26 protein-coding genes and 1 pseudogene are annotated in these 24,945 nt (G+C 42.8%); 16 read left to right on the plus strand and 11 right to left on the minus strand.

The features are described from left to right. Positions 1-125: 125 nt before the first annotated feature. Positions 126-1,568 (plus strand): PLP-dependent aminotransferase family protein, encoded by a 1,443-nt coding sequence (locus OTK50_RS13050; protein WP_224223946.1) that lies wholly within the window; start codon positions 126-128, stop codon positions 1,566-1,568. Positions 1,569-1,596: 28 nt separating this feature from the next. Here the strand turns inward: OTK50_RS13050 and OTK50_RS13055 are convergent. From OTK50_RS13055 to OTK50_RS13065, 3 genes and pseudogenes are all read right to left on the minus strand, one after another. Further along, positions 1,597-1,776 (minus strand): annotated as a pseudogene (locus OTK50_RS13055) (DUF255 domain-containing protein); the annotation flags it as partial. Between the two features lie 243 nt (positions 1,777-2,019). Beyond that, positions 2,020-2,565, minus strand: a complete 546-nt coding sequence (locus tag OTK50_RS13060) for a hypothetical protein (RefSeq protein WP_224223945.1) — start codon at positions 2,563-2,565, stop codon at positions 2,020-2,022. Between the two features lie 808 nt (positions 2,566-3,373). Then, positions 3,374-4,159, minus strand: a complete 786-nt coding sequence (locus OTK50_RS13065; RefSeq protein ID WP_239033887.1) for a 3-hydroxybutyrate dehydrogenase — start codon at positions 4,157-4,159, stop codon at positions 3,374-3,376. 118 nt (positions 4,160-4,277) lie between these two features. On the opposite strand from OTK50_RS13065, the gene OTK50_RS13070 reads away from it, so the two are divergent. Both OTK50_RS13070 and OTK50_RS13075 read left to right on the plus strand, forming a co-directional pair. Next, positions 4,278-5,186: a LysR family transcriptional regulator gene (locus OTK50_RS13070; RefSeq protein WP_088461941.1), complete on the plus strand. Its 909-nt coding sequence runs from the start codon at positions 4,278-4,280 to the stop codon at positions 5,184-5,186. Positions 5,187-5,290: 104 nt separating this feature from the next. After that, complete coding sequence (locus OTK50_RS13075) at positions 5,291-5,692, plus strand: carboxymuconolactone decarboxylase family protein (protein ID WP_007615035.1); 402 nt, start codon at positions 5,291-5,293, stop codon at positions 5,690-5,692. Positions 5,693-5,873: 181 nt separating this feature from the next. On the opposite strand, the gene OTK50_RS13080 is transcribed toward OTK50_RS13075, so the two are convergent. Together OTK50_RS13080 and OTK50_RS13085 are read right to left on the minus strand one after the other, a co-directional pair. Next, positions 5,874-6,740, minus strand: coding sequence for a DUF1259 domain-containing protein (locus OTK50_RS13080; RefSeq protein WP_012118923.1), 867 nt, complete (start codon positions 6,738-6,740; stop codon positions 5,874-5,876). A 383-nt stretch (positions 6,741-7,123) separates the two neighbouring features. After that, complete coding sequence (locus OTK50_RS13085; protein WP_088461940.1) at positions 7,124-7,555, minus strand: GNAT family N-acetyltransferase; 432 nt, start codon at positions 7,553-7,555, stop codon at positions 7,124-7,126. Between the two features lie 120 nt (positions 7,556-7,675). Here OTK50_RS13085 and OTK50_RS13090 point away from each other — a divergent pair, with 120 nt between their 5' ends. The 7 genes from OTK50_RS13090 (at position 7,676) to OTK50_RS13120 (ending at position 12,922) form a co-directional block, all read left to right on the plus strand. Beyond that, positions 7,676-8,128, plus strand: coding sequence for a MarR family winged helix-turn-helix transcriptional regulator (locus OTK50_RS13090; RefSeq protein WP_007615031.1), 453 nt, complete (start codon positions 7,676-7,678; stop codon positions 8,126-8,128). Between the two features lie 182 nt (positions 8,129-8,310). Next, positions 8,311-9,189 carry a YitT family protein gene (locus OTK50_RS13095; protein ID WP_088461939.1) on the plus strand — a complete coding sequence of 293 codons (879 nt, stop codon included), beginning with the start codon at positions 8,311-8,313 and terminating at the stop codon, positions 9,187-9,189. A gap of 138 nt (positions 9,190-9,327) precedes the next feature. Then, positions 9,328-9,762, plus strand: a complete 435-nt coding sequence (locus OTK50_RS13100) for a MarR family winged helix-turn-helix transcriptional regulator (RefSeq protein ID WP_007409877.1) — start codon at positions 9,328-9,330, stop codon at positions 9,760-9,762. A gap of 13 nt (positions 9,763-9,775) precedes the next feature. Further along, entirely contained in the window at positions 9,776-10,414 is a 639-nt protein-coding gene (locus OTK50_RS13105) for a nitroreductase family protein (RefSeq protein ID WP_004393039.1), read from the plus strand. Positions 10,415-10,444: 30 nt separating this feature from the next. Continuing rightward, a complete protein-coding gene (locus OTK50_RS13110) occupies positions 10,445-10,813 on the plus strand; it encodes a DUF1304 domain-containing protein (RefSeq protein WP_038464539.1) in 369 nt (122 codons plus the stop codon). A 331-nt stretch (positions 10,814-11,144) separates the two neighbouring features. Beyond that, on the plus strand, positions 11,145-12,362 hold the full coding sequence (locus OTK50_RS13115) for an MFS transporter (RefSeq protein ID WP_060562280.1): 1,218 nt from the start codon (positions 11,145-11,147) through the stop codon (positions 12,360-12,362). A 50-nt stretch (positions 12,363-12,412) separates the two neighbouring features. After that, a complete protein-coding gene (locus OTK50_RS13120; protein WP_012118912.1) occupies positions 12,413-12,922 on the plus strand; it encodes a DinB family protein in 510 nt (169 codons plus the stop codon). Between the two features lie 77 nt (positions 12,923-12,999). Here OTK50_RS13120 and OTK50_RS13125 read toward each other — a convergent pair whose 3' ends face one another. From OTK50_RS13125 to OTK50_RS13145, 5 genes are all read right to left on the minus strand, one after another. Next, positions 13,000-13,662, minus strand: coding sequence for a GntR family transcriptional regulator (locus OTK50_RS13125; RefSeq protein ID WP_038460565.1), 663 nt, complete (start codon positions 13,660-13,662; stop codon positions 13,000-13,002). A gap of 79 nt (positions 13,663-13,741) precedes the next feature. Further along, on the minus strand, positions 13,742-15,298 hold the full coding sequence (locus tag OTK50_RS13130; RefSeq protein ID WP_266121898.1) for a glycoside hydrolase family 32 protein: 1,557 nt from the start codon (positions 15,296-15,298) through the stop codon (positions 13,742-13,744). A gap of 61 nt (positions 15,299-15,359) precedes the next feature. Further along, on the minus strand, positions 15,360-16,781 hold the full coding sequence (locus tag OTK50_RS13135; RefSeq protein ID WP_032875393.1) for a glycoside hydrolase family 68 protein: 1,422 nt from the start codon (positions 16,779-16,781) through the stop codon (positions 15,360-15,362). A 347-nt stretch (positions 16,782-17,128) separates the two neighbouring features. Beyond that, the gene (locus OTK50_RS13140) at positions 17,129-18,046 is read right to left on the minus strand and encodes a DMT family transporter (protein ID WP_278251236.1); all 918 of its coding nucleotides are present in this window, start codon (positions 18,044-18,046) and stop codon (positions 17,129-17,131) included. A gap of 181 nt (positions 18,047-18,227) precedes the next feature. Further along, on the minus strand, positions 18,228-19,157 hold the full coding sequence (locus OTK50_RS13145) for a manganese-dependent inorganic pyrophosphatase (RefSeq protein ID WP_224223942.1): 930 nt from the start codon (positions 19,155-19,157) through the stop codon (positions 18,228-18,230). Between the two features lie 206 nt (positions 19,158-19,363). Here OTK50_RS13145 and OTK50_RS13150 point away from each other — a divergent pair, with 206 nt between their 5' ends. Further along, positions 19,364-19,735, plus strand: coding sequence for a winged helix-turn-helix transcriptional regulator (locus OTK50_RS13150; RefSeq protein WP_007615010.1), 372 nt, complete (start codon positions 19,364-19,366; stop codon positions 19,733-19,735). A 36-nt stretch (positions 19,736-19,771) separates the two neighbouring features. Here the strand turns inward: OTK50_RS13150 and OTK50_RS13155 are convergent, their stop codons facing one another. Then, positions 19,772-20,257: a spore coat protein gene (locus OTK50_RS13155; protein WP_007407913.1), complete on the minus strand. Its 486-nt coding sequence runs from the start codon at positions 20,255-20,257 to the stop codon at positions 19,772-19,774. Between the two features lie 133 nt (positions 20,258-20,390). On the opposite strand from OTK50_RS13155, the gene OTK50_RS13160 reads away from it, so the two are divergent. The 5 genes from OTK50_RS13160 (at position 20,391) to OTK50_RS13180 (ending at position 24,883) form a co-directional block, all read left to right on the plus strand. Continuing rightward, positions 20,391-20,543 carry a hypothetical protein gene (locus OTK50_RS13160; RefSeq protein ID WP_004393059.1) on the plus strand — a complete coding sequence of 51 codons (153 nt, stop codon included), beginning with the start codon at positions 20,391-20,393 and terminating at the stop codon, positions 20,541-20,543. Positions 20,544-20,786: 243 nt separating this feature from the next. Beyond that, the gene (locus OTK50_RS13165) at positions 20,787-21,722 is read left to right on the plus strand and encodes a YybS family protein (RefSeq protein ID WP_007615002.1); all 936 of its coding nucleotides are present in this window, start codon (positions 20,787-20,789) and stop codon (positions 21,720-21,722) included. Positions 21,723-21,752: 30 nt separating this feature from the next. After that, complete coding sequence (locus tag OTK50_RS13170; RefSeq protein WP_012118906.1) at positions 21,753-23,732, plus strand: DHH family phosphoesterase; 1,980 nt, start codon at positions 21,753-21,755, stop codon at positions 23,730-23,732. After that, the gene (gene rplI / locus OTK50_RS13175; protein ID WP_124935067.1) at positions 23,729-24,178 is read left to right on the plus strand and encodes a 50S ribosomal protein L9; all 450 of its coding nucleotides are present in this window, start codon (positions 23,729-23,731) and stop codon (positions 24,176-24,178) included. The genes OTK50_RS13170 and rplI overlap by 4 nt, the downstream gene beginning before the upstream one ends. A gap of 6 nt (positions 24,179-24,184) precedes the next feature. Next, positions 24,185-24,883: a kinase gene (locus tag OTK50_RS13180; RefSeq protein WP_079891037.1), complete on the plus strand. Its 699-nt coding sequence runs from the start codon at positions 24,185-24,187 to the stop codon at positions 24,881-24,883. Positions 24,884-24,945 lie beyond the last annotated feature (62 nt).

The following is a 24,945-nucleotide window of genomic DNA, read 5'->3' on the forward strand; positions in this document are numbered from 1 at the left end:
TCTCACTCCTCTTTACAAAAACCAACCAGTTATTTAATGTGTTTCTATATTAATAAAGATTTGATGATATGACTTCAACCAGTTAAATAGATTTTGACCCAACCACTTTAAGGAGGATACTTTTTATGAGCGCTCCAGAAAAGATGAGAAAGCTTCCTAAGTACATACAAATCATTCAATTTATAAAAGAGAAAATAGGAAATGGAGAATGGCCGATTGGAAGTAAGATTCCAAGCCAGCGCACGCTTGCCAAACACTTTGAGGTGAACAGGAGCACAGTCATTACAGCTTTAGAGGAATTGATGGCGGATGGATTAATCGAAGGCAGAATGGGCAAAGGGACAGTTGTTACGAACAATACATGGACACTTTTGGCTAAGAATTCCGCCCCTGATTGGGATCAGTATGTAACCTCTGGAATCCAGCAGCCAAGCCAAAAAATCGTTCAAGAGATCAATAAATCAGAATCAAACTCCGATCTTATACAGCTCAGTAAAGGAGAACTTTCAAAGGAGATTTTTCCTTTAGCTGTTATGAAAGAGATAATGGGAAAGGTCTCTCAAAACATAGAGGCATTCGGATATGAGGAACCAAAAGGATATTTGCCTTTGAGAGAGGCATTAAGCGGCTATTTAAGAACAATCGGCATTCAAGCTTCTCCTTCTTCCATTCTTATTGTTTCGGGCGCACTGCAAGCCTTACAGCTGATATCAATGGGGCTTTTGCAAAGGGGATCAACCGTATTTCTCGATCAGCCGTCTTATCTTTATTCGCTGCATGTATTTCAGTCAGCCGGGATGAAGCTGACTGGAGTTCCTATGGATAATGATGGACTTTTGCCGGAACATATCCACATGGTAAGGGGGGAGCGGGGGAGGGCTATCTTATATACAAATCCCTGTTTTCATAACCCGACAGGTATTTTAATGTCAGAACGGCGACGAGAAGAAATCCTTGCGGCAAGTGAGAATGCACAGCTTCCCATTATTGAAGATGACATTTATCGTGAGTTATGGATAGATGAGATTCCTCCAGATCCTATTAAAACAATAGATAAAAATGGGCATGTGCTTTACATAGGCAGTTTATCGAAAACATTAAGTCCGGGTTTGAGGATTGGATGGATCGTCGGTCCGGAACCAGTGATTGAACGTTTATCCGACATAAAAATGCAAACAGATTACGGCTCCAGTTCGTTATCCCAGAGAGTAGCGGCAGAGTGGTTTACATCCGGTGAATACCAGCAGCATCTAGAACAGGTGAGAAGTCAATTAAAGGTGAGAAGACAATTGGTCATGAGTCTTTTAGAAACCAATTTGAAGAATGTCGCTGCATGGAATATGCCGAAGGGAGGATTCTTTGTCTGGGTAAAAATATTGCCTTCACTATCTATGAAATTACTTTATACAAAAGCTTTGACAAAAGGGATACTTCTCAATCTCGGCAGTATCTATGCTCAAGAAAAAGGGAATTATATTCGCTTATCATATGCTTATGCATCTCTTGAAGACCTTCAAAAGGGAATTTATGAATTGGGTTTGATGATTAAAGAATTGGCAAGCAGATAAATATATAATGATTACTTTAATAGAAAGAGACATGGCACCAGTGACAAGTCGAATAGCCGATGCTGAAAAGAACCGGCTTGTTTTCGCGTTTTGCTTTTTCAAAGGCTTCTTCTCCCTGAGGGTGTCAGTTTATGGGGGTGTGGGCGTGTTGGAGTAGATAGGGGGACTTCTCCGTGATTAAACTGTTGGGTTTACTATTGTTTGGCATGGGGTCACCTGCTTTCATTCGCATTTTGTTGATATAGATTTACTGTACCATAATGCTGTTTAGTTATTCTTTCTTGTCTTTTTTTAAAGATGGAAAGGAGTGGTTGGTAACATGCTCTCATGAAGAAGAAAGTTATATCGATACTAAAGATGATAAAGAAATACAAAGAATATTGAGCATACCAGGATTAAAAGTGCATTTTGAAAAATGAAATTAAAATTATTCAATTGGGATTTTTCTTGTTTATTTCTTGACTAATACATATTGTTTATCTTCCAAATAGAATATATGACTAAGGTGATTTATATCTTTAAACTTTATATGTTTTCCAAATTGTGAATTATTTAAATTGATAACGACATCCATACTTTCATCTTTATCTTCATCTTCATATCCATCTAAGCAGGAATATATTTCAATTGATTCACCTTTTGACAAGTGTTTTTCAATGAAAAGAAAAAGTGATTTAATAGATTTACGTTGGCCAGGTGTATTGTTGGCGTGTAAGTACCCTTGTAATTCATATATATAAGGATGTGTGAATTTGTTTCTGACTGCTTCATATTCAGGATCTAAATGAACAATATCAATTCCGTATGCATCTTCCTCTGTGTCATAAACCTTTACAAGTGAATTTTCGCTGTTCTTTCGATTTTTTTTAACTTGAGAGCATTTGTTGACATCAATTCCTTTTATTTTTAGTGCAGAAATGGGCTTAAGTGTAGGATTCCTGCCATACTCACCAATAGGAAGTTCTTTGTCAGCCCCAATAAAATGATGTAAAGTCAATCTATTTCCTCCTTTATCTTATACAACTAAAAATACTCAATCTGACTTTGGATAATGAGATCTTTTTTGGTGTGTTTTACTATGATACCCCGTGTTTGCTTGCCTCATCAAGGCTTGATAATGTTTGGAGACTGAAGATGGATGATGGGCCTGATTTTTAGGCACAAGTTTTTCTTTAGGGAAAGAGGAACCGAATTGAATTAATTTAATTGTTATATTGTCGACGCATACTCCATCAATGTCCATTTAGATTGTATTTTTACAGCTGCAGCTTTTTCTTCGACTATTTCTAACGGTCTTTCAAGTTGATTATATATGTATCCGGAAAATTAAGTATACCGTTTGGCCAATTTCAGCGTTATGAAGATTTCGTTGCCAGAATACCAACAATTGAAGAAAAATTGAAGCAGAATAGCATTAAATCTACTCTGCCGGATGCTCATGCTGCTAAGATGAAAAGTGCGGGCGCATTATGGGGAGAGGGGAATCTTACACACTTATCTGCAGCTTCACCGACATACTTTGTAAAAGAACCCCCCACAACTTCTTCGCATTCTGCAAGACAACAACTATTCCGCTGCTTTTTAACATTCTCACATTAAAGGATTCAGGATAAAAAAGCCGCCAACAAAGCGGCTTTTCTTAAGTTAAGATACCGAATGTCAAAAGAAGGTTAATCTCTGCACTCCTTGTTTTATTCAAACTTCAATCTGTATGGCTATGTCTTTCCTAGAAGAACATTGGCTTGGTTTATGAAGAGTAAATCATTTAATCCAAAGCGCTATGACTCTTGCAGATGAAATTCAGATTATTGGGCTGTATAACCGCCATCCATTACGACGGCCTGCCCTGTAACACCTTTAGCTTTGTCACTGGCGAGGAATACTGCGTAATCAGCGATTTCTTGCACGGTTAACAAACGTTTTTGAGGAACCAAGGGGTAAATGACTTCTTCAAACACCTTTTCTATAGAAATGCCTCTAGTCTCTGCAATATCTTGTAACTGGTTTTGCACCAATGGAGTGTCGATATATCCCGGACACAAGGCGTTCACAGTAATTCCGTATTCCGCTCCTTCTAATGCTGATACTTTAGTTAAACCGATCAAACCGTGTTTAGCGCTGCAATAAGCTGCTTTCCCTGCAAAACCAATTAAACCATTTATGGAAGCCATATTGATGATGCGGCCAAATTTTTGTTTTTTCATCAAAGGGAACGCTCTTTTCGTCGCACTAAAAGGAGCAGTAAGCATTAATTTCAGCATAAATTCAAATTTATCAGTCGGGAAGTTTTCTATATCCGACACATGCTGAATCCCCGCATTGTTTACCAGAATATCCAGTCGCCCAAAGGTTTCAAGTGTCTTAGAGAAACTTTTTTCAACTTGTTCTTCGTTTGTTACATCACAAACCGCAGGCAGGACTTCATATCCTTGTCCCTTGAGTTCCTCAGCTGCATGATGCACGGCTTTTTCGTTCAAATCGGAAATCACCATTTTTGCGCCTTCTTTAGCGAATTCACGTGCAATTTCTAAACCAATTCCGCTAGCCGCGCCTGTAACAAGAGCAACTTTACTTTCTAATAATTTACTCATAGTAACCCCTCCAGGAAACATTTTGGTCTCCTAAAAGTTTACACCCGGCAATTGTATAAGTAAAATGAATAAAAAGAATATAATGTATTCGTTAAACTTATGGAATGGAGATCATACAATGGATATACGCCAAATCACATACTTTCTTGAAGTTGCTAAGTCCAACAGTTTTACTAAGGCATCAGAAAATCTGCATTTGTCACAGCCTGCCTTAAGTAAGATGGTTAAAAGTTTGGAAGAGGAATTAAAGGTTGAGCTCATTGATCGATCAGCTAGACAGATCGCTTTGACAGATGCAGGCGAAATTGTATTTGAGCAAGGCCAAATGATTATGAAGTCAATAGATGACTTGTCGACGAACTTATACGATCTTTTACATTTAAAAAAAGGAAAAGTGAAAATTGGAATACCGCCGCTTATCGGTGTCTTGTTTTTTCCTAAAATCATTAAAGGATTTAAGCAATTGTATCCTGATGTGAACATCAAGCTGATAGAACATGGGGGAAACAAGGTGAAACAGGAGGTTGAAGATGGAGTACTGGATCTTGGCGTGGTTATTGAACCAGTGGACAAAGAGCAGTTTGATATCATTCCATTGCTTAATGAAGAACTGATGCTCTTCGTTCATTCCGCTCACCCGCTTGTTCATAAAGAGATTGTGGAAATGCAAGATTTGAAAAATGAACCTTTCATCCTGTTTAGTGAAGACTTTTCTCTTCACGATCGGATTATTCAAGAGTGTATTAGAGCCGGTTTTCGTCCAAATATTGTTTATGAAAGTTCTCAATGGGATTTTATCAGCGAAATGATTGGAGAAGAACTAGGTATCTCCATTTTCCCTCAGTCTATAGTGAAAAAGACTGATCAAAGTTTAGTTAAGGCAATCTCCATTGTCAATCCATCCATTCCTTGGAAAGTGGCGATTATTTTAAAAAAAGGTAAATACGTTTCACACGCAGTACGCGAATTTATCCGGTATATTTCATTTTTTTGTAAGAGTAATTACGTAAATCAAGATCACTCATGAAAAAAATGAATGGTTTTTATAGTTTTTATGTATTTTACGGTTAGAGAGGGCTGCGATATATTATCTTATGTCAGAAAATAAGTACCTTTCAGGAGGAAATTCAAATGGATCAAAGCCGTTACCAGCAAGGTTTAGACAAATTAATGGAGTACACTTTAACAAGCGATGATAAAATCTCTACGCATTTAAAGATTTCTGAAGACTTGAAAGATATCGCCCCAGATGTAAGTAAGTACATTATAGAATTTGCTTACGGAGATATATATTCACGGCCGGGATTAACCAATCAACAACGTGCGCTTGTTACCATCTCATCCCTTGTAACGCAAGGAACCGAGCCGCAGCTTGAACTTCATATCAATACAGGGCTTACATCCGGATTAACACCGACTGAGATTGTAGAGAGTATCACCCAATTGGTTCCTTATACAGGCTTCCCGCGTGTACTTAATGCTCTTTCAGTGGCTAAGAAGGTGTTTGCACAACGACATGTAGAAAGCCATTGAGAAATAAAGAGCTTGTATGGAATGCGGGGTGAAGTAGTATAAACTCATCAATAGAATATACGCAAAACGACAGCCTATAAGGCTGTTTTTTAACATTAAAATGTCTGACCTCTTTTTTGTTTTTCGGTTGATCATATGTAAAAGCGATTATATTAATCGCTTTTTGATACTTAGAAACATGCTAAGCTTTGACCTCTTTATCAGTAAGCACTTTTAAAGCATCTCTCACTTTTAAGGCGAAGTTGACAGGTTTATCAATCGCTTCGAAATGAATATACATCAGTCTCGGTTTGTCAAACAGCCAGTGATTGTGAAGTGACGTTACAATCAGATCATGTTTCCGAAGGACGCTGATAAATGGATTGATTTCTTTTTGCAGAATTACAGTTTCTCCGCTGCAAAGAGCACGGCCGTCTTTTGTCATTGATTCAAATGAAAACATTTGCGGAATGAGCAAAAATGATCTTCCGGGCCGTCCCAGTACAACCGGTTTTATATTTGTTCGTGATCTCATTACTGTACAAATTCCATTTTCAAACGTATGCATGGTTCCGCCTAGAATATCGTTGAATTCGTCACAAAGACCATGCCGTTCAATCATTTCCCCGTCAGTTTTTGGTACCGCACGCACAGTTTTAGTAGTCAGAACTCTCAGGGCCTCTCTCACTTTTCTTGCAAAATTGAGAGGTTTATCAATTGATTCAAAATGCATAAACATCAGACGCGGTTTATCAAACAGCCAATGGTTATGAACGGCCGTTACGATGATACCGAATTTGCGCAGCTCACTCATTAACGGGTTCACTTCTTCTTGCAGTAAAACAGTCTCACCTAAACATAAAGCTCTGCCTTCCCGATCCATGCTTTCAAATGAAAAGGCCTGAGGAATAAAAGGAAATGCCTCGGCTCTTCTTCCGAGTACCACCGGATGAATGTTGCTTCGAAATCTTGTCGCCGTACATACGCCATTTACGACACTGGGCGTTGAATTGAGAATTCTAGCAAATTCTTTGCAGAGTCGTGATGGCTCCATACTCGTTTCTTCCACTTCATATCTCCTCCTGGAATCTATTTATAACGTACTTAGTATTAAAGATATGTGAAGATAGAAAAAATGTAACGCGTCAGCAGTCCATATTAGAGAGAATCAGCCTTTCTTGTATAATTTGGGTTTTTCTTCTCTTTTTATAATCTCTTTAACTGTTAATTTTTAATAGATTAAAAGCTTTTGATCGGACTATTTAAGAAATGAAAACATTATAAATTGGTGGTTTTATTCCAGCTTCGATTTTTTTGTGGCGGCCATTTGTGAGAGCACCGGCTGCGCACACATACCTTTTAGTTGTGAGTTTCAGAATATGAAAAAAAGCCTTTATACAAGGCTTTCGGTAAATAATTCATACAGCCGTTTGGCAGCTCATTAGTGACAGCTCACAGCTCTTTTGTCATCAAGACATGCGGGATGCCGTCTTCCATAAATTCCGGTGAATCTGTCTGATAGCCCAGTTTGTGATAAAAGCCTTCCGCATGTGTTTGTCCATGCAGTTTACATTGGGTGATGCCTTTTTCTTTTACCATGTTTTCTAATTCGCTTATGATTACTTTGCCCAACCCGTATTTGCGGTAAGGCTTCAGGATGCAGATTCGTTCGAGCTTGCCTGTATGGTTTACAATGCGGACGCGTCCTGTGCCGGCAGGCTGACTTTCATGATAAACCAAGACATGCCCGCACTGTTCCCCAAGCGTATCGAACTGATCAAATTCATCGGATTCAGGTACTTGCTGTTCCTCAATGAATACTGCTTTTCTAATCTCAAGCGCTGCTTGCAAATCAATTTCCGTTGTTATTCTTTTTACCCTCATGATCAATCAATCCTTTTCACATATTAGTCTGGACTGCACGGCTTGCTTGTGGTCTTATAGAAGTAACGATAAAACAATTATATTGCAAATGCAACAAAAATACGAAGGGTTTGAAAAGATATGACTGATATTTTGCGGGAAATCGGCATGATTGCACGGGCACTGGATTCCATCAGCAATATTGAATTTAAGGAATTAGACTTAACAAAAGGGCAGTATCTCTACCTTGTGCGTATATGTGAAAACCCGGGAGTGATACAGGAAAAAGTGGCGGAAATGATTAAAGTCGACCGAACAACAGCGGCGAGGGCAATCAAAAAACTGGAAATACAAGGGTTTATTGAAAAGCGTCCTGATGATCAAAATAAAAAAATAAAAAAGCTGTTTCCGACTGAAAAAGGGAGAAAGGTTTATCCATTATTGCAAAGAGAAGGAGAGCATTCTGCGGAGGTAGCCCTGTCTGGCTTTACATCTGAGGAAAAAGAAACCATTTTCAGCCTTCTTCAGCGGGTGAGAAAAAATATAGAACATGATTGGGAATATGTGAAGAAGGGGAATAAAAGAGATTATTAATGGTCATTAGTTCCTTTTAGTGAATGATTACGTTGTGAATGATTAAAGTCATAAATGGATACGTTATCTGTGAAATCTCCTTCCTCGGTTCCTGCTTCAACTAGCCGATAGGCTTATTTTTAACGAAAAGTATCAATTATGGTATATTTAAATAAGAAAAAATAATTGAAGCGGGGAATGATATGAGTACAATCGAAAAACAAAGACGTAAGAAAATCAGAGCGAAATCAATCGTACGGGCCATCATGGTCATCATCGGCGGAATTATTGCCGCGTATGGACTGGAAACCGTATTGATTCCGAATAGTGTATCTGACGGCGGTGTAACCGGACTCAGCATTGTCTGTTCACAGCTGTTTCATTTGCCTCTAGGGATCTTAATTGCGGTGATCAATATACCGTTTGTCTGGTTGGGATATAAGCAAATCGGGAAAGGTTTTGCGTTTCTATCCATTATCGGCATTATCTCACTTGCCGCAGGCACGAGTTTTTTCCATCACACTCCTGCTATCATCGAGGGAGACACCCTGTTAATCACCGTTGTCGGAGGGATTATTATCGGCTTTGGAATGGGCTTGGCATTGCGCAACGGCGGCGCATTAGACGGAATTGATATGCTGGCTGTGCTTCTGTCACGGAAATTGCCGTTTGGCACGAGCGACCTCATTTTATTTTTAAACATGTTTGTGTTTATTTTTGTTTCTTTTGTATTCGGGCTGCAAGGCGGATTGCTTTCCGTCATTGCTTACTACATTGCATCTAAGGTGATTCATGTGGTTGAGGAAGGCTTAAGCGGTTCTAAAACATTTCAGATTATCACCAATGAGCCTGCATTAATGGTAGAGACCATTCGTGAAGAATTGGGCCGGAGCGCTACTTATAAAGAAGCATACGGCGGTTTTTCTCATGAAAAATTCCAAGAAATCACATGTGTCATCAACCGTTTGGAAGAAACCAAACTGAAAGAAATTATTAATGACATTGATAAACAAGCCTTTGTGACGGTATATGATGTCGCAGAAGTAAAAGGCAGTAATTTCAGAAAAGTCCATAATCATTAAGAAGCGAGCTGCCGTTAATCGGCAGCTTTTTTTAAAAAAGGAGAAAAAACTTGCAAAAATAGAATGGCAGCTGTATATTATTGATATGTCAAACGTTGACTAGTCAATTAATTGCGCAAAAGAAAGTGGGGATGGGTTTTGACAGCATGTTGTTCAGAGGAAGGCGAGATTTTATATCAGCTCCAATCACTGCATAAAGTGATCGGCACGAAGTTTGAAGCGTGCACCGGAATCAGCCAATCCCGCCTTGAGCTTCTCGCCGTGCTTTTTTACGTCGATGAGATCAGCCAAAGCGATCTTCAGAAAAAGGTGAATATTGATGGCGCAGCCGTGACAAGACACTTGAAACAGCTTGAAGCCAAAGAAATGGTCACAAGAAGGCGGAAGCCCGAGGACAACCGAATTATACTTGTCCGGCTTACTGAACAGGGGCGGGAGAGAATTGAGGCTTCCAAAAAGGAGAAGGAGCGTTTCATAAAGGAAATGCTTGCCGGTGTCAGCGAGGAAGAACGCAGTATGTTAAAAAACGTATTGTCACAGATGCAGAATAATATAGAAAATATGAAAGCATAGGAGTGTTTTACACATGAAAACAGAACTGAAAACAAACGACTTTATGGACATTATGAAAGGCCGCCGTTCCATTCGGAATTACGATCCGGCTGTTAAAATCAGCAAAGAAGAAATGACTCAAATCCTGGAAGAAGCAACGACAGCGCCGTCTTCAGTCAACGCGCAGCCGTGGCGTTTTCTCGTCATTGACAGCCCTGAAGGAAAAGAAAAACTCGCGCCGCTTGCCAGCTTTAACCAAACACAAGTCAGCACATCATCTGCGGTGATCGCGGTTTTCGCAGATATGAACAGTGATGACTATTTAGAAGAAATTTATTCAAAAGCGGTCGAACTGGGCTACATGCCGCAGGAAGTAAAAGACAGACAAATCGCTGCGTTGACGGCGCATTTTGAAAAACTTCCGGAGCAAGTGAACCGTGAAACGATTCTGATTGACGGAGGACTCGTTTCCATGCAGCTGATGCTTACGGCACGCGCGCACGGCTATGACACAAACCCGATCGGCGGCTACGATAAAGAAAAGATTGCCGAAGTTTTCGGAATGGATAAAGAGCGTTATGTACCGGTCATGCTGTTATCAATCGGAAAAGCGGCAGACGAAGGATATGCTTCCTACCGTCTTCCTATCGAAACAATCGCACAATGGAAATAAGGTTGAAGTGAAGCTGAGAGGAGAGAGACAGTGGACATGATTGCGGCTGTTTTCGTCGGAATTGTAGCTTTAGAACATATATTTATCATGATACTTGAAATGTTTTTTATCAATTCGAAGGCAGCCAAGCGGTCCTTCAAATTGCCGAAGCATTTAGAAGGTGATCGGAATGTAGCGGTCATGTTTGCAAATCAAGGTCTGTATAATGGATTTCTGGCTGCCGGCCTCATTTGGGGGCTGATCCTCGGAGCTGATCCGATTGGCCATATGATTCAAATGTTTTTCGTCATCTGCGTGGTCATCGCGGCCATTTTCGGAGGCTTTACTTCAAACAAATCAATTATCGTAAAACAAGGACTTCCAGCTGTTTTAGCGCTTATTTTTCTTTTACTGGCGTAGCAGACGGAGTGAGGGCTTCCGGAATGGGAGCCCTCTTTTTTTATTCTGTGTTGAAAATCATTCCTGATATGTATCACTATAGATCGGATGACGTATGGATTGGCATCAGATTCATTATTTTCAGACAGTGGCGCAATATTGCAGTCGCTTGGAATGAGTATGATTCCGGATGTAATCAGCTCGTTTCAACACATATATCTTCATGTCAATTTTCAGTTGACCCAAGCGTCAAATCAGCTGCCGCTCCGACTCCATGTCAATCTGTTTTTTAAAAAAAGCTGATCGGCAAATATGGTATGATTTACATAATCAGGGAGTGAGGTTGCAGAGGATGAATATGAAGAGGGCGTATTATGCTATTTTATACAGCCAGACCGCTATCAACTTGGGGTTCTCACTTTATACGATGGCTGTCATCTTGTTTTTGTTTACAAAAACCGGTTCGACGGCGATGGCCTCTCTTATGACGTTCGTCAGCATTGTATGTCGCGTATTGGGCAGTGCCGTTTTGCCGCTGGTCACCGGCCGGTTCACGCTTCGGTCTTTGTTAATCGGTTCTCAATTGATTCAGATCACACTGTTAGTCTGTTTGTTTTTTGTCATCCAAACCGGTTCATCCGCATTCTTTTTTCTGATGTTTTGTCTGATCGGAGGCATTTCTTTTTGCAACGGATGGTTTGCTCCGATAAAAAGCGCGCTGATTGGGGAAATCATTCCTCCTGATCGAAGGGCGAAAGCGAACGGTTTATTATCTGCGGCGGATCAGACCGTTCAGTTTGCGGGGTGGTCTCTCGGCGGCGTCATCATAGCGTTCTTGGGAGAGAGCGATACAATGATCGTCACTGTCATGTTATTGGTTTCTTCGGTTTTGGGCATCATTCTGTTTCTTCAAGTACGCATGTGTGCACCGGCAGCAGTCAGGGAACGTTCCCTTTTTGCAGATGCGGCAAGCGGCTGGGTGTATTTATTTCGGCAAAAGCAGCTGAGGGTTCTCATTGTGATGGATGTGATCGAATCGTGGGCAGGCATGATATGGATCGGTTCTGTGTCCTTAACTTATGTGCATGACGTTCTTCATAAAGGAGAGGCTTGGTGGGGGTATGTCAACGGAGTCTATTATGCAGGGACGATGATCGGCGGACTGATCATCTATAAGTTATCCGGTCAGTTTCAGCATCATCTCATTCCGCTTATGCTGACGGGAGCCTTGGCATATGGAATGTTCACGTTTATTTATGGGTTGATCACAAGCGCCGTTACGGCCCTTTTTCTGGTGCTGTGTATGGGGCCGGCTTGTGTATTACGAGATCTCACGCAGGAAACATTGCTTCAAAACATCACGACCGAAAAGACACGGGTCAATATATTAGCGGCGAGATCAGCTTTGGTTCAGTTTATTTTTATGTTTTCCATTATCGGAACGGGGGTCATCTCGGATGTATTCGGCGTGCGGTTTATTTATATTGGCGCAGGCCTCCTCTTATTAATTTCGGCTTTTATCGGATTTTCTCAGCTGCGAATGAAGAAGATGGTACAAAGCCGCATGTAGTGTAGTATAATGAGGAACGTACGTTCTATATCGAGAGAGGAGAGGGTAATGTGGGACATCTGGCACTGCAATTGTATGATTATCATCTTTGGGCAAATCAGCAAATATTCACCCGGCTTAAAGAGCTTCCGGAGGATGTGTACCGTAAGGAGATTCAAAGTGTCTTTCCGTCGATAGCCGGTGTATTGACTCATGTGTATCTGTCGGATAAGGGGTGGTTTGATGTGTTCTCCGGAGAGCGTCTGGAGGATACGCTGAAATCAGCTGAACAGCAAAAAGAGGACATCTTGTCTAAAGAGATAGAAGAGCTGGAAGATATGTTTTTGGAATTATCAGATCGATATCAATTATTTTTGCAAAAGGAAGAAAATATCAGTCTCCCCCTTGAAATAGAGCATCCGTCAGGTGACATCATGAAAACCGCAGCGGCCGATATGATCCTCCATGTTGTGAACCACGGAACGTATCATCGCGGGAATATAACAGCCATGCTCAGACAGATGGGGTATGCTTCTGTGCCGACGGATTACGGTATGTATTTATATATAAACAAAAAGTAAACAAGACAGCCAACGCGGCTGTCTTGTGATATCAGTAAAAAAGCCAAATCATATGAGTGATTTGGCTTTTTCGTTTGCTATGCCATGTTCTGCAGCCGTTCTAAACTGTTTTTCCAATTCGCTTCAAGCGCTGTAAAAGCAGCGGCGGCATCTTGCTGTTCTAATGCGTGAATGATATCAGAGTGTTCATTATATGATCTGTTTAAAGCGCCGTTTTCACTGAAATAGCGGATTTCCATTCTCTGAATTTTGACTTTCAGGCTTACAAGCAATTTGTGAAGTTCGGCGTTGTCCGCAAGCAGAATGATGCGATGATGAAATGCATTGTCCGCTTCCAGGATGGCCGGTTTATCGCCGTCTTTCATTGTTTGAAGAAGATTTTCATTCAGCTGTTTCAATTCCTGAATCACGGCATCGTCCATACGCGGGAGGGCTTGCTGCAATGCGAGTTTTTCAAGCGTCCAGACGATGGAATACAAGTTTTCCGCTTCTTTTAACTCAATCGGAGCGACAAGCGTCCATCTGTTCGCTTTTGTTATCACCAAGCCGTCATCTTCCAGCCGCAATAAGGCTTCCCGTATCGGGGTGCGGCTGATTCCCAATGTTTCCGACAAATCCTTGTCCTTTAACTTTGTTTCCGGTTTGAGCTTGCCCGTTATGATCCAGTCTCTGAGTGTGCGATACACTTCGTCCCGCATGATGGTTCTTTTCAGCACAGGTTCTTTGTTTTGATTATCCAATGGAACACCTCATGAATCGTAGTATACATATTTGCATTTTACCACAGTCCGGGCGCTGGTTAGAAATGAAGAGGGACGTCTAAGAATGAATCGAACCGAGATGCTTCAACTCAATATGCTGAAAGTCAGCGGAGCCGCCTTCAGAAAAGAGCGTGATTCCCTGATCTTCGTGTTTTGGGAACACTTCATTTGTCAAAACGGTTTTTCCGTCGTCTGCAAATACTTCAATACTTGTTTTGTCCACGAGAATTTTCAGATGGACGCGCCCTTTGTTTCCGTCAAATGGGGCTTTGCTTTCGGCGTATGCGCCGGTTTTATCAGGCTGGTCTGTAAACGATCTGTTCACATAGGCATAGCCGTCTTCTGCTGAAATACCGACATCAATATGCCGGCTTTGGTCTGCGGATTCTCTGAGTCTGACGCCTGCATTTTTGATATCTGACCAAGCGATATCCATATCAAGCTGATATGTATCACCTTTGATCGGCAGTGTCTCTGAACCGTTCACCTGTTTGTGTTCTATGGTGTCAGTTGAAGAGGTTAATTGGTTCAATGCTTCAACCGGCTCTGACACAAGGCTGTATGTGCCGCCGTCCTGCTGCTGAAGGCGGATTTCACGGACGATAGAATCCGTGCCGTTAAAGCCGTTTTTTAGTGTCGGTGTTTCATTCGGATAATCCCAATTGTTCATCCATGCCAGCGCATAGCGTTTTGTCAGCGGATCTTCGCTATTGCCGTCTTCAAATGTGACGCCGCCGTACCAGTCAAAGCCGTAATCGAGCCATTGCGGTTCTTCTTGATCGGCGGTAAATTCCTTCCCGTCAAAGTTTCCGGTCCAATACGCGTACGTATTCGGTTTGCCTGCGGGTTTGCCGTTTGCGCTTACGCCCAGAACCCACTTGGCTGTTCCGTCATCTGCACGCATCATATAAAGGTCGGGGCATTCGACGAGGCCGATCTGCTGAGTGATAAAACCGCCCGTGTATGTCCAATTTTTTAAATCGGGTGATTCATAAAAACCGATTTTTTCGCCTTCGGCCATGGCCATCACCCATTTGTCATCCTGTTCATCCCAGATCACTTTCGGGTCCCGGAAATCCTTAGTTCCCGGATTTTTCATCACGGGCTGATCACTATAGGAAGTAAACGTTTTTCCTTTATCCGTGCTGTACCATAAATATTGTTCCTGGGCTTTTGTTTTGGCTGTCGGCTGCGTTGTGACGGCGACCAGCGCGTTTTTGCCGAAGCCCGCGGTGTTGTGTTTATCAATGACGACAGAACCGGACCAGATATCGCCGTTTTCGTTGGTGTATTTCGGAATAGCCGTGCCTTCGTCCGTCCAGTGCACCAAGTCCTCTGATACGGCGTGCCGCCATTCTGTGCCGTTGCCGTTCGGGTAATCCCGATTATAAAGATAGTAGTAATGATATTTCCCCTCGAAAAAAATGGGCTTTTGAGGGTCGTTTTTCCATTTGTCCGGGGTCGTAAAATGATACGCCGCCCGGTAATCTTTCTTATGCTCCGTGTTTGTGTCAGAGGAATTGTGGCTTTTGTGCGGCAGTAAGCCGACAAACAGGAACGCACCCAAAAAGATCAATATTACAATGGGCCATTTTCGTGCCATGATTGAATTCACCATCTTGTTTAGAAATAAAAGAAAATGCCAATGAAGTATCGGCATTTTCTTTTTGTTGTTATTAGTTGTTAACCGTAAGCTGTCCTTGTTCAAGGATGCTGTTTTTAACAACGGATGTTTTCTTGTTTTTGATGTTCAATAAGAAGCTTGGCGCAAATGTTGCCTTTTTATCCTCAAAGAAGCCTCTGTTTGTCATGTAGCTTGTGATCACGACATTGTTGCCTTTGGCTTGCGGCACTGCGAAGTGAGAGTAAGTGAACGTCACATCGTTAGGATCAAGACCCATTTGCAGTACAAGACCAGTTTTGTTCAGCGGCTTGTAAGGACCTGTTAAAGAGTTTGATACATAACCAAGCATGTAAATATCATTTGAGTTAATACCGTCGATCGTCATTTTTGAACCGCGTGAATCAGTGAACAGGTACCATTTGCCGTTCATTTTGAAAACATTCGCGCGCTCGATTTCATCAGTTACCGTGTTTGAAGTGATCAGCGGCTTCATGACTTTTTTCAATGTGTAGTCATTGTTTAATTCTACGATACCGAGGGCGCCGTTCGCTAATTCAGCATCGCGTTTTTTAGCACTTTGCTGAAGCTTCTGACTTTCTTTACGGAAGAAGTTTGTGCTGCCGCCGTAGTATGCTTTGTTAAATAAAGATTCTTCACCTTGGTATCCGTTATCTGTTCCCGTGTTGGCTTCGAATACAAGGTATTTATGGCCTTTGTCTTCAACGTAGTGAGGGTCTCTCAGCGTATGGTTGTCGCCGGATGTATAGTTCCCTTCATCGATAAACTGCTGAACGTTTTGGTATGTTTTTCCATCACCGTCAAAAATCGTCTTATGATCTTCCACTCCGTTGATCTTGAGCGTGTCATCAGATTTTGACACATTTACCTGCGCCGTTGTCAGGCTTTGTTTGCCGTAATGTGTACCGGAAAAGTCAGTGTAGAATAAACGGATTTTTCCGTCAGATGTAAAGGTTGCAGAACCGGACCATTCTTGTGTCTGTTCTTTCAGGATTTCATCGTTGGCGTCGAACTTATCGCTGTCTTTAAAGACACGGCCCGCGTTTTTCCAGCTGTCGATCGAGTTGTCGCCGACTTTTTGATAAAACATGTAGATGGATGTGTCATCAGCGTCTTTCGGGCTTCCGGCAAGAGCAAACACGACGTGATAGCCGTTGTATTCAGCTACTGTTCCGTCAGCGTTTTGGAGCGGCCAGCTGTCCCACACATCCAGTCCTTTTGCGGACTCGATATTTTTAATTGTTGATTGGTCGAATTGAGGCACTTGGTATTTTTCACTTTGCTGCTGTTTAGGGATCTGCAGCATATCATGGCGTGTGATGTGAGAGACGCCGTACGTTTCTTTGTAAGGTTTTTGGGTATTTTCTTTCGCGAAGGCTTGAGTCGCTCCTCCTGCCAGAAGTGCAGTCGTAAAAGTTAGAACTGTGGCTCGTTTTGCAAATTTTTTGATGTTCATGTTCATTTCTCCTTTTGTATGTACCTTTTTTTGCGATCTGCCGATTCGATCCTCCTGCATTCATGGATGGCAGGTTTGTTACAGAAAAAAAGACCTAAAATATGTAAGGGGTGACGCCAAAGAATACACTTTGCCCTTAACACATTTTAGGTCTTGCCTGCTTTATCAGTAACAATCCTGCATGATTTACTTGTCGACATCATTCTATTAGACTCTGATTCTATTGACAACTGGTCTATTTTCCTCTTTTGGATGATAGTAAAATGAAAAAAGGCCTTTTAATATATGGGTAATTGAGACTAAGGGATGCTCTGGGCCTAGGAAAAAACCTCTCTAAAAAAGAGAGGTTATTTTTTCTTGATAGATAATAAAGCGATGGTGGCTAAAATCAGCAAAGTACCCAGCCATTCTGATATTCCGAAGGGAACATGCAGCCAGATAACAGCTAAAAAAGCTGCCGACAGCGGCTCTGCACAGGCGAGCAGGCTGGTTTCAGAGGCACTCAGATATTTCAGGCTTTCCAAGTAGCAATAAAAAGCGATGAGCGTTCCGAAAATGATGATAAACACAATCGCGGCGTATGCCGGCAAGGACCACTCGCCTTCAAATTTCCAGGGCGGGCGGATCAAGCTGAGGGCGGCCCCGCCGATCAGCATGCCCCATCCGACAATAATGGCCGATCCCCATTTCTTCAGCAGACGATGCGGCTGAAGGGTGTAAAACGCCAGTGCAAACGCCGAACTGATGCCCCAAAAGACGGCCAGACCGGATATGGACAGGCTTCCGACATTCCCGTGCGTGACCAAAATGAATGTGCCGGCAACCGCCAATAAGACGGCCAGAAGCTCTTTTGCTGAAGGAATTCTCTTTGCGCGAATCGCTAAAAAGCATGTAATGATCGCTGGTCCTAAATACTGAAGAACGGTAGCAGCGGCCGCGTTGCCGTACTCAATTGCCGCGAAGTAGGTGTATTGAACGCCTAACATTCCGAAAATCCCGAATAAAAGAAGGGGAATTCTGTCCCGTCTGTCTTTCCAAACAGCCCATATCCGTCCTTTTTCTTTGCGGTACGCGATGCCGAGCAGAAGCGCCCCTGACACCAGAAGGCGCACCGAAGTCAGCCATTCTGTATTAAAATGGCGGTGCTGGAACAGATACTGGGCAACCGTTCCCGAGACCCCCCATAAGATAGCTCCTGTCAGCACAAGCCAAATGCCTGTTGTTCGTGAATAAGAAAGAGCAGCGTGTTTTTCCAGGATAGACACCCCCGATTCTGATGTTGCGACATTAACTTACAATAATTAGAAAATGAACGTCTTCCATGTGATATATTATATATTACATATTAGTTTCCGTCAAAATGATTTTTGGAGAAAGCGCTTACGAAATGGCCGTCTGATGAATGGGCAATAAAAAAACACCCCGGCGGGTTTCCGGGGTGTTTTTTTATTCTGCAATCGCGTCTGTTAAAACAGGAACGACTTGTTTCTTTCTGGATACGACGCCTTTTAAAAGAGCCGTGTTGTTTTCTAAAGTCACGTTGAATGCTTTTTCCACTTTTGACGCTTGATCACCGATGGCAAGCGCAAGGGAATCGTTTTCCAGAATATCCGTAATCACGAGAAGGAACAGGTCAAGGTTCTTCTCGGCAATTACTTTTGAAAGAGCCGCTTCTAATTCCGGCTGCCGCTTTTTAACATCTTCAATATCAACTGTGTTGACTTGGGCGATTTCGACTTTTTTGCTGCCGAGCGTGAACTCTTTCGCATCAAGAGAAATCAGTTCGTCCACAGTTTTTTTGCTTAAGTCGGCGCCCGCTTTCAGCATGTTTAAGCCGTACTCTTCCGCATCTACGCCGGCAATTTCAGCAAGCTCTTTTGCCGCTGCGATATCTTGCTCCGTGCAAGTCGGAGATTTAAATAACAGAGAGTCGGAAATGATTGCTGACAGCATGAGGCCCGCAATTTCTTTCTCGATTTTCACGTTATTTTCTTTGTACATTTTGTTTAAGATCGTAGCCGTACAGCCGACCGGCTCAGCACGGTAGTAAAGAGGTTCCGCTGTTTCGAAGTTGGCGATACGGTGGTGGTCGATAACTTCAAGAACCTGAACGTCTTCGATATCCTTGATGCTTTGCTGGCGTTCATTATGGTCAACAAGGATGACGCCGTTTACTTCGTTTGCGGCTGTTTCCACCAAACGCGGGCTTTCCTGCTTGAAATAATCAAGCGCGTATTGTGTTTCGCCGTTGACTTGTCCGAGGCGGACGGGCTCAGCATTGAAGCCGAGTTTATTTTTTAGATCAGCGTAGGCAATGGCAGAGCAAATGGTATCTGTGTCTGGGTTTTGATGTCCGAAAATAAGAATTTTTTCCATAATAACTCCTTGTCCTTTTTTGTAGTGTAAACAATCTTTTTATAGTTTAACACGTCTTGAGGAGGGTGTAATCTTCAAAACCTTAAAAATTGATGTGAAAAAGAAGCATTTTTGTTGAGAGGTGGAGAGGATTGCGAGTAAAATACTGGGTAAGTCAGATGCTAATCAGCATATAGTATCAAAAAAGGTACTATGGAGGATGAAAAATGAACATATATCCGAATAAAGAAGGTTGTCCGGTTGAACTGACGCTTTCCGTTATCGGCGGAAAGTGGAAGGGTATTTTGTTTTATCATATGATCGGCGGAAAAAAGCGGTTTAATGAGTTTCGGCGCATTTGCCCCAGCATTACGCAGCGTATGCTGACGCTTCAGCTTCGCGAGCTTGAGGCGGACGGCATCGTGCATCGGGAGGTATATCAGCAGGTGCCTCCAAAGGTGGAGTATTCTCTTACCGAATTCGGCAGGTCGCTGGAACCGATCGTTTTGCAAATGAAGAAATGGGGAGATGCCAACCGGGAGTTTCTCGAGGCATACCGGGAAAAAACGTCTCCTCAAGATCAGTCCGCTCAAAAATAAGAAGCAGCAAAGGATTAAATTCCTTGCTGCTTTTTTTTATTTCATCGCGATGGCTTTTCTGGCGTTGCGCACATCATTCTTCAGCAATTCGCTCAGGTTGTAAGCCGGATATTGACCGCGTTCTTCCATATACTCAAAGACCATTTGGTGCCACTTGATGGCCGCGTTTAAGTGCTTGACGAAGACGTGTCTTAATTGAGGTGTGGCCGTCTCTGTAATGGCTCCGGCATAATTGCGGACAGATGTTTTGGCCAGAATGAGCAGGCCGCCGCTGTAAAAGGAGGAATCAGCGCGCTCTTCTGTTTCATCCTCACGAAAAGCGGGAGCTTCAGGGAAGAAAGGAAGCAGTTCACGCAGATTTTGTTCCAGCGAATGGATGGAAAATCTGTAAAGCTGTTTTAATCTGGCATCGCTTACGTCCCGCTCTGTTCTTTTTAATTTCACAAGTCCGTTTGCCTGGAAAGCCACTAACTCATGCAGTTCTAACGTTTCATGCCATGCTAATGTTCTCCGCTCAGTCATGGTGTAAGAATCTCCTTTATCCTTCATTTTCACTTTCAGCATATGCCCCGGTCCCGATGTTGTTCCTGATGTTTTGAAGTTTCCAGAAAGGGAAACTCAATGTAAAGGAAATACGAAATAGAGGTGAAACTATATGTGGGACATGATAAAGAACTTCTTCCTTTTCAGCAGCGGGGTTTTGCAGGCGACCACTCTCTTACTTATCGTTATCGTCTTGTTATATGTACGAAAAACCAAAAAGAAAAACAGAGATACTTCTGGTTTCATGGATGATCAGGATCACTGATACAACGGGCATTCTTTCACTGGGATGTCCGTTTGTCTGTTTTCATGTTTCACATGGAACATTGCGGCTGTCCGCGCTCATTTTACTTGCGATTTCGACTTATGTTAAAATATATACGTGTATTTTGGAGAGTTTATGGAAAATTCAGGTCTTGAAAGAGACATTGCGGCGTCAAAAGAGCAGTCGTCTAAGCTGCTCTTTTCTATTCGTATGTTCGAATGATCCAAGGTTTGAGGTGAGTAAGTGAAAAATACAAGGGCTCTAATAGAAGGCGCCATTTTGATCAGTATTTTTGCAATCATTTCCCTTTTGGTCGTGTACCTCCCTTTACTGGGGGCAATTCTTCTCTTTGCTTTGCCGCTGCCGATCATTCTTTACACCATTCGGCATGGTCTGAAGCCCGGGGTATGGATGGGGCTTGCCAGCCTTCCTGTCAGCTTTATTGTAAGTTCGTTTACCGGGCTTACAGGCGCTTTTACGGCGGCCTGTACGGGAATCGCCATGGGATATTATTTTAAAAAGAAACAGCCCGGCTATGCGGTTGCTGCCGGCGCTATGGCGTATGTGCTGTGCGGCGTCGTTTTTTTTGTGGTCAGCATCGTGTTTCTTAATATGAATGTGGTTGATACCACCATGTCCCAGCTTCGGGAGTCGCTGTCTGTGGCTGATACCATGTCAAAGCAGCTCGGTTATGGAGACCAGTTCGGGAAGCAGATCAAGCTGATGGAAAGTCAGCTGAGCACGGTTCAATATCTTTTTCCGACAGTGCTCGTATTGACCGGCATCGTTTTTTCTTTCCTCAGTTATGCTATGGCAAGGCCGCTTTTACGGCGATTTTCCCCTGATCTTCCGAAGATGAAGCCTTTTAGAGAGCTCAAACTCCCGCAAAGCGTTGTCATTCTGTATTTTATTGTGACGATATTAGGGTTTCTGCCTTTAGAAAAAGGGCATATGCTGTATTCGGTTTCATTGAATGGGGGATTTATTCTCAGCTTGCTGATTTGTATTCAAGGATTAGCGTTTATTTTTTTCTATTGCCGCGAAATGGAGATGCCGAAAGCCGTTCCTGTATTAGCAATTGTGCTGGGGGTGCTTTTTCCGCTTATCTTGTCCGTGTATCTCCTCTTAGGCATCATTGACATAGGCTTTAACATAAGAAATAAGGTGACGCGAAATTGAGTGTGACTTACAGGTGGGGAGTTGATAGAAATGCCTAGTTTTTATGAAAAACCGTTGTTTCGGTATCCCATCTATGCATTGATTGCATTGTCAATCATCATAATTCTCATCAGCATTTACTTTAACTGGCTGATAGGAGCCATCGGCGTTGTGCTGCTCGCCGTGATCTTGTTTTTCATTAAGCGTGCGGATTCTCTGATCAGAAAAGAAATTGACGATTATATCTCCACGTTATCGTATAGATTGAAAAAAGTGGGCGAAGAGGCATTAATGGAAATGCCTATCGGGATTATGCTGTTTAATGATCAATATTACATTGAGTGGGCGAATCCGTTTTTGTCTTCCTGTTTTAATGAAAGCACGCTCGTCGGACGCTCGCTGTATGACACATGCGAGGCCGTCGTGCCGCTGATCAAGCAGGAGGTCGATTCGGAAACGATCACCTTGAATGAGCGGAAGTTTAAAGTAGTGATTAAAAGAGATGAGCGCCTGCTTTATTTCTTTGATGTGACAGAACAGATTCAGATTGAAAAGCAGTACGAAAATGAGAGAACCGTGCTGGCATATATCTTCTTAGATAACTATGATGACGTCACACAGGGGCTGGATGACCAAACGAGAAGCACGATGAACAGCCAGGTCACCTCATTATTAAATGCGTGGGCGCAGGAGTACGGCATTTTCCTGAAACGGACGTCCTCGGAGCGGTTTATCGCGGTGTTAAATGAACACATTTTAACGGAGCTTGAAAACGCGAAATTTTCGATTTTGGATGAAATCCGAGAAAAAACATCCGTTCACACTGTATCTTTGACCCTCAGCATCGGGATCGGCGCATCGGTTTCTTCCTTGAAGGAGCTTGGAGATCTGGCGCAGTCCAGCCTCGATTTGGCTCTCGGCCGCGGAGGCGACCAAGTGGCGATCAAAATGCCGAACGGCAAGGTGAAATTTTACGGCGGCAAAACGAATCCGATGGAGAAGCGCACAAGGGTGCGCGCCCGGGTGATTTCTCACGCGCTCAAGGAAATTGTCTCAGAAAGCAGCAATGTCATTATCATGGGGCACAAATTTCCTGATATGGACGCAGTCGGAGCCGCAATCGGAATATTGAAGGTGGCGCAGGCCAACGGCAAAGACGGCTACATCGTCATTGATCCGAACCAGATCGGATCAAGCGTTCAGCGTCTGATTGAAGAAATTAAAAAATATGAAGAGCTGTGGTCGCGGTTCATCACGCCGGAAGAGGCGATGGAAATTTCAAATGACGACACGCTGCTTGTCGTCGTTGATACACATAAACCGTCCCTTGTGATGGAAGAGCGTCTCGTGAACAAAATCGAGCACATCGTTGTGATTGACCACCACCGCAGAGGCGAGGAATTTATTAAAGACCCGCTGCTCGTTTATATGGAGCCATACGCTTCATCCACCGCAGAACTCGTGACGGAGCTGCTTGAATACCAGCCGAAGCGGCTCAAAATCAATATGATTGAAGCGACGGCCCTGTTAGCTGGTATAATAGTGGATACGAAGAGTTTTTCCCTTCGCACGGGCTCGCGGACGTTCGACGCCGCTTCTTATTTGAGAGCGAAAGGCGCAGATACGGTTCTGGTGCAGAAAGTTCTCAAAGAATCCGTCGGTTCTTATATCAAGCGGGCGAAACTGATCCAGCATACGTCTCTTTATAAAGAACATATCGCGATTGCTTCTCTTCCTGAGAACGAAGAGGAGTACTTTGACCAGGTGCTGATTGCGCAGGCGGCTGATTCCCTCTTATCGATGAGTGAAGTGGAAGCTTCATTTGCGGTAGCCAGACGGGATGAGCATACGGTGTGCATCAGTGCGAGATCGCTGGGCGAAGTCAATGTGCAGATTATTATGGAGGCGCTGGATGGCGGAGGGCATTTAACCAATGCGGCAACCCAGTTATCGGGCATTTCTGTCTCAGAAGCGCTCGTCCGGCTGAAGGAAGCCATTGATGAATATTTTGAGGGAGGCGTTCAGAGATGAAGGTTATTTTCTTACAAGATGTAAAAGGTAAAGGAAAAAAAGGCGAAATGAAAAACGTAGCAGACGGTTATGCACATAACTTTCTCATTAAAAAAGGCCTCGCTGTCGAAGCAAATGCGACGAACATCAGCGCATTGAAAGGACAGAAAGAAAAAGAGAAAAAAGAAGCGATTGCCGAGCTTGAAAGAGCGAAAGATTTGAAAGAAACGCTTGAACAGCTGACTGTTGAGCTGAGTGCCAAATCCGGTGAAGGCGGCCGTCTATTCGGATCTGTCACAAGCAAACAGATTGCAGAAGTGCTGCAAAAAACGCATAAGATTAAAGTGGATAAACGGAAACTGGAGCTCCAAGACGGTATCCGCACACTGGGATATACAAACGTTCCTGTAAAGCTGCACCCTGAAGTTCAGGCTGTGCTGAAGGTTCACGTAAAAGAAGAAGCGTAAAATACAATGAAAAACCCGCCGATCCGGCGGGTTTTTTTCATGTCAGCAGACGGCGCAGCGCAAGAAAATGATGAGATTGTTTCATTTCCGATCGTTACCAGATTGCATATTATATTACATCATAACGAAGGATGTGTCGGTATGAAACGATTTTTTTCTGAAACATATTTTAATAATCCGGAGAATAAAAAGGCGCTGGAGCACTATCCGCTGATCGGTGACGGAAAAGACGGGGAAGTCTATCGTTTAACACACAACAAATGCGTAAAGTACTTCTTTGAAAAAGAGACATGCAAGAAGGAATTGGCAGCTTTAAAGACCGGACAAGGTTCCCCGGTGATTCCAAGACTGTATGAATACGGAGATCGTTATATTGTGATGGAATATGTCCAAGGCACCTCTCTTGCCCGCCATATCAAACAAGAAAAATCCCTGTCCGTCAAACTGACTGCTGATATTTTAAATATGCTGGATGAATTAAAGAAAATCGGTTTTACCAGATGGGATGCCGAAATCAGGCACATTCTGATCAATGAATACGGCAATCTTAAAGTCATCGACCATAAAAGAGCTTTTTCCGCCATTACCCGGTTTCCCGTAAAACTATTAAAAGGACTGGACAAATACGGCTTGGCGGATGAGTTTTTGAACACTATAAAAAAATTAAATCCGTCACGTTACCTGGAATGGCAGCCGCACATGTAAGTTTCTGAAAATCCGCACATGTAAGTTTCCTTTTTTTAGGGTCGTCATATGATATTTGTAAC

Origin of the sequence: Bacillus sp. NEAU-CP5, assembly GCF_026420705.1 — a bacterium.
Classification (GTDB): Bacteria; Bacillota; Bacilli; order Bacillales; family Bacillaceae; genus Bacillus; species Bacillus velezensis.

Coding starts and splice junctions, on each gene's coding strand:
- OTK50_RS13115 (WP_060562280.1), top strand. CDS start 11,145: ATGAATATGAAGAGGGCGTATTATGCTATTTTATACAGCCAGACCGCT.
- OTK50_RS13075 (WP_007615035.1), top strand. CDS start 5,291: ATGGATCAAAGCCGTTACCAGCAAGGTTTAGACAAATTAATGGAGTAC.
- OTK50_RS13145 (WP_224223942.1), bottom strand. CDS start 19,157: ATGGAAAAAATTCTTATTTTCGGACATCAAAACCCAGACACAGATACC.
- OTK50_RS13150 (WP_007615010.1), top strand. CDS start 19,364: ATGAACATATATCCGAATAAAGAAGGTTGTCCGGTTGAACTGACGCTT.
- OTK50_RS13180 (WP_079891037.1), top strand. CDS start 24,185: ATGAAAAACCCGCCGATCCGGCGGGTTTTTTTCATGTCAGCAGACGGC.
- OTK50_RS13070 (WP_088461941.1), top strand. CDS start 4,278: ATGGATATACGCCAAATCACATACTTTCTTGAAGTTGCTAAGTCCAAC.
- OTK50_RS13085 (WP_088461940.1), bottom strand. CDS start 7,555: ATGAGGGTAAAAAGAATAACAACGGAAATTGATTTGCAAGCAGCGCTT.
- OTK50_RS13160 (WP_004393059.1), top strand. CDS start 20,391: ATGTGGGACATGATAAAGAACTTCTTCCTTTTCAGCAGCGGGGTTTTG.
- OTK50_RS13050 (WP_224223946.1), top strand. CDS start 126: ATGAGCGCTCCAGAAAAGATGAGAAAGCTTCCTAAGTACATACAAATC.
- OTK50_RS13170 (WP_012118906.1), top strand. CDS start 21,753: ATGCCTAGTTTTTATGAAAAACCGTTGTTTCGGTATCCCATCTATGCA.
- OTK50_RS13090 (WP_007615031.1), top strand. CDS start 7,676: ATGACTGATATTTTGCGGGAAATCGGCATGATTGCACGGGCACTGGAT.
- OTK50_RS13155 (WP_007407913.1), bottom strand. CDS start 20,257: ATGACTGAGCGGAGAACATTAGCATGGCATGAAACGTTAGAACTGCAT.
- OTK50_RS13095 (WP_088461939.1), top strand. CDS start 8,311: ATGAGTACAATCGAAAAACAAAGACGTAAGAAAATCAGAGCGAAATCA.
- OTK50_RS13105 (WP_004393039.1), top strand. CDS start 9,776: ATGAAAACAGAACTGAAAACAAACGACTTTATGGACATTATGAAAGGC.
- rplI (WP_124935067.1), top strand. CDS start 23,729: ATGAAGGTTATTTTCTTACAAGATGTAAAAGGTAAAGGAAAAAAAGGC.
- OTK50_RS13065 (WP_239033887.1), bottom strand. CDS start 4,159: ATGAGTAAATTATTAGAAAGTAAAGTTGCTCTTGTTACAGGCGCGGCT.
- OTK50_RS13135 (WP_032875393.1), bottom strand. CDS start 16,781: ATGAACATCAAAAAATTTGCAAAACGAGCCACAGTTCTAACTTTTACG.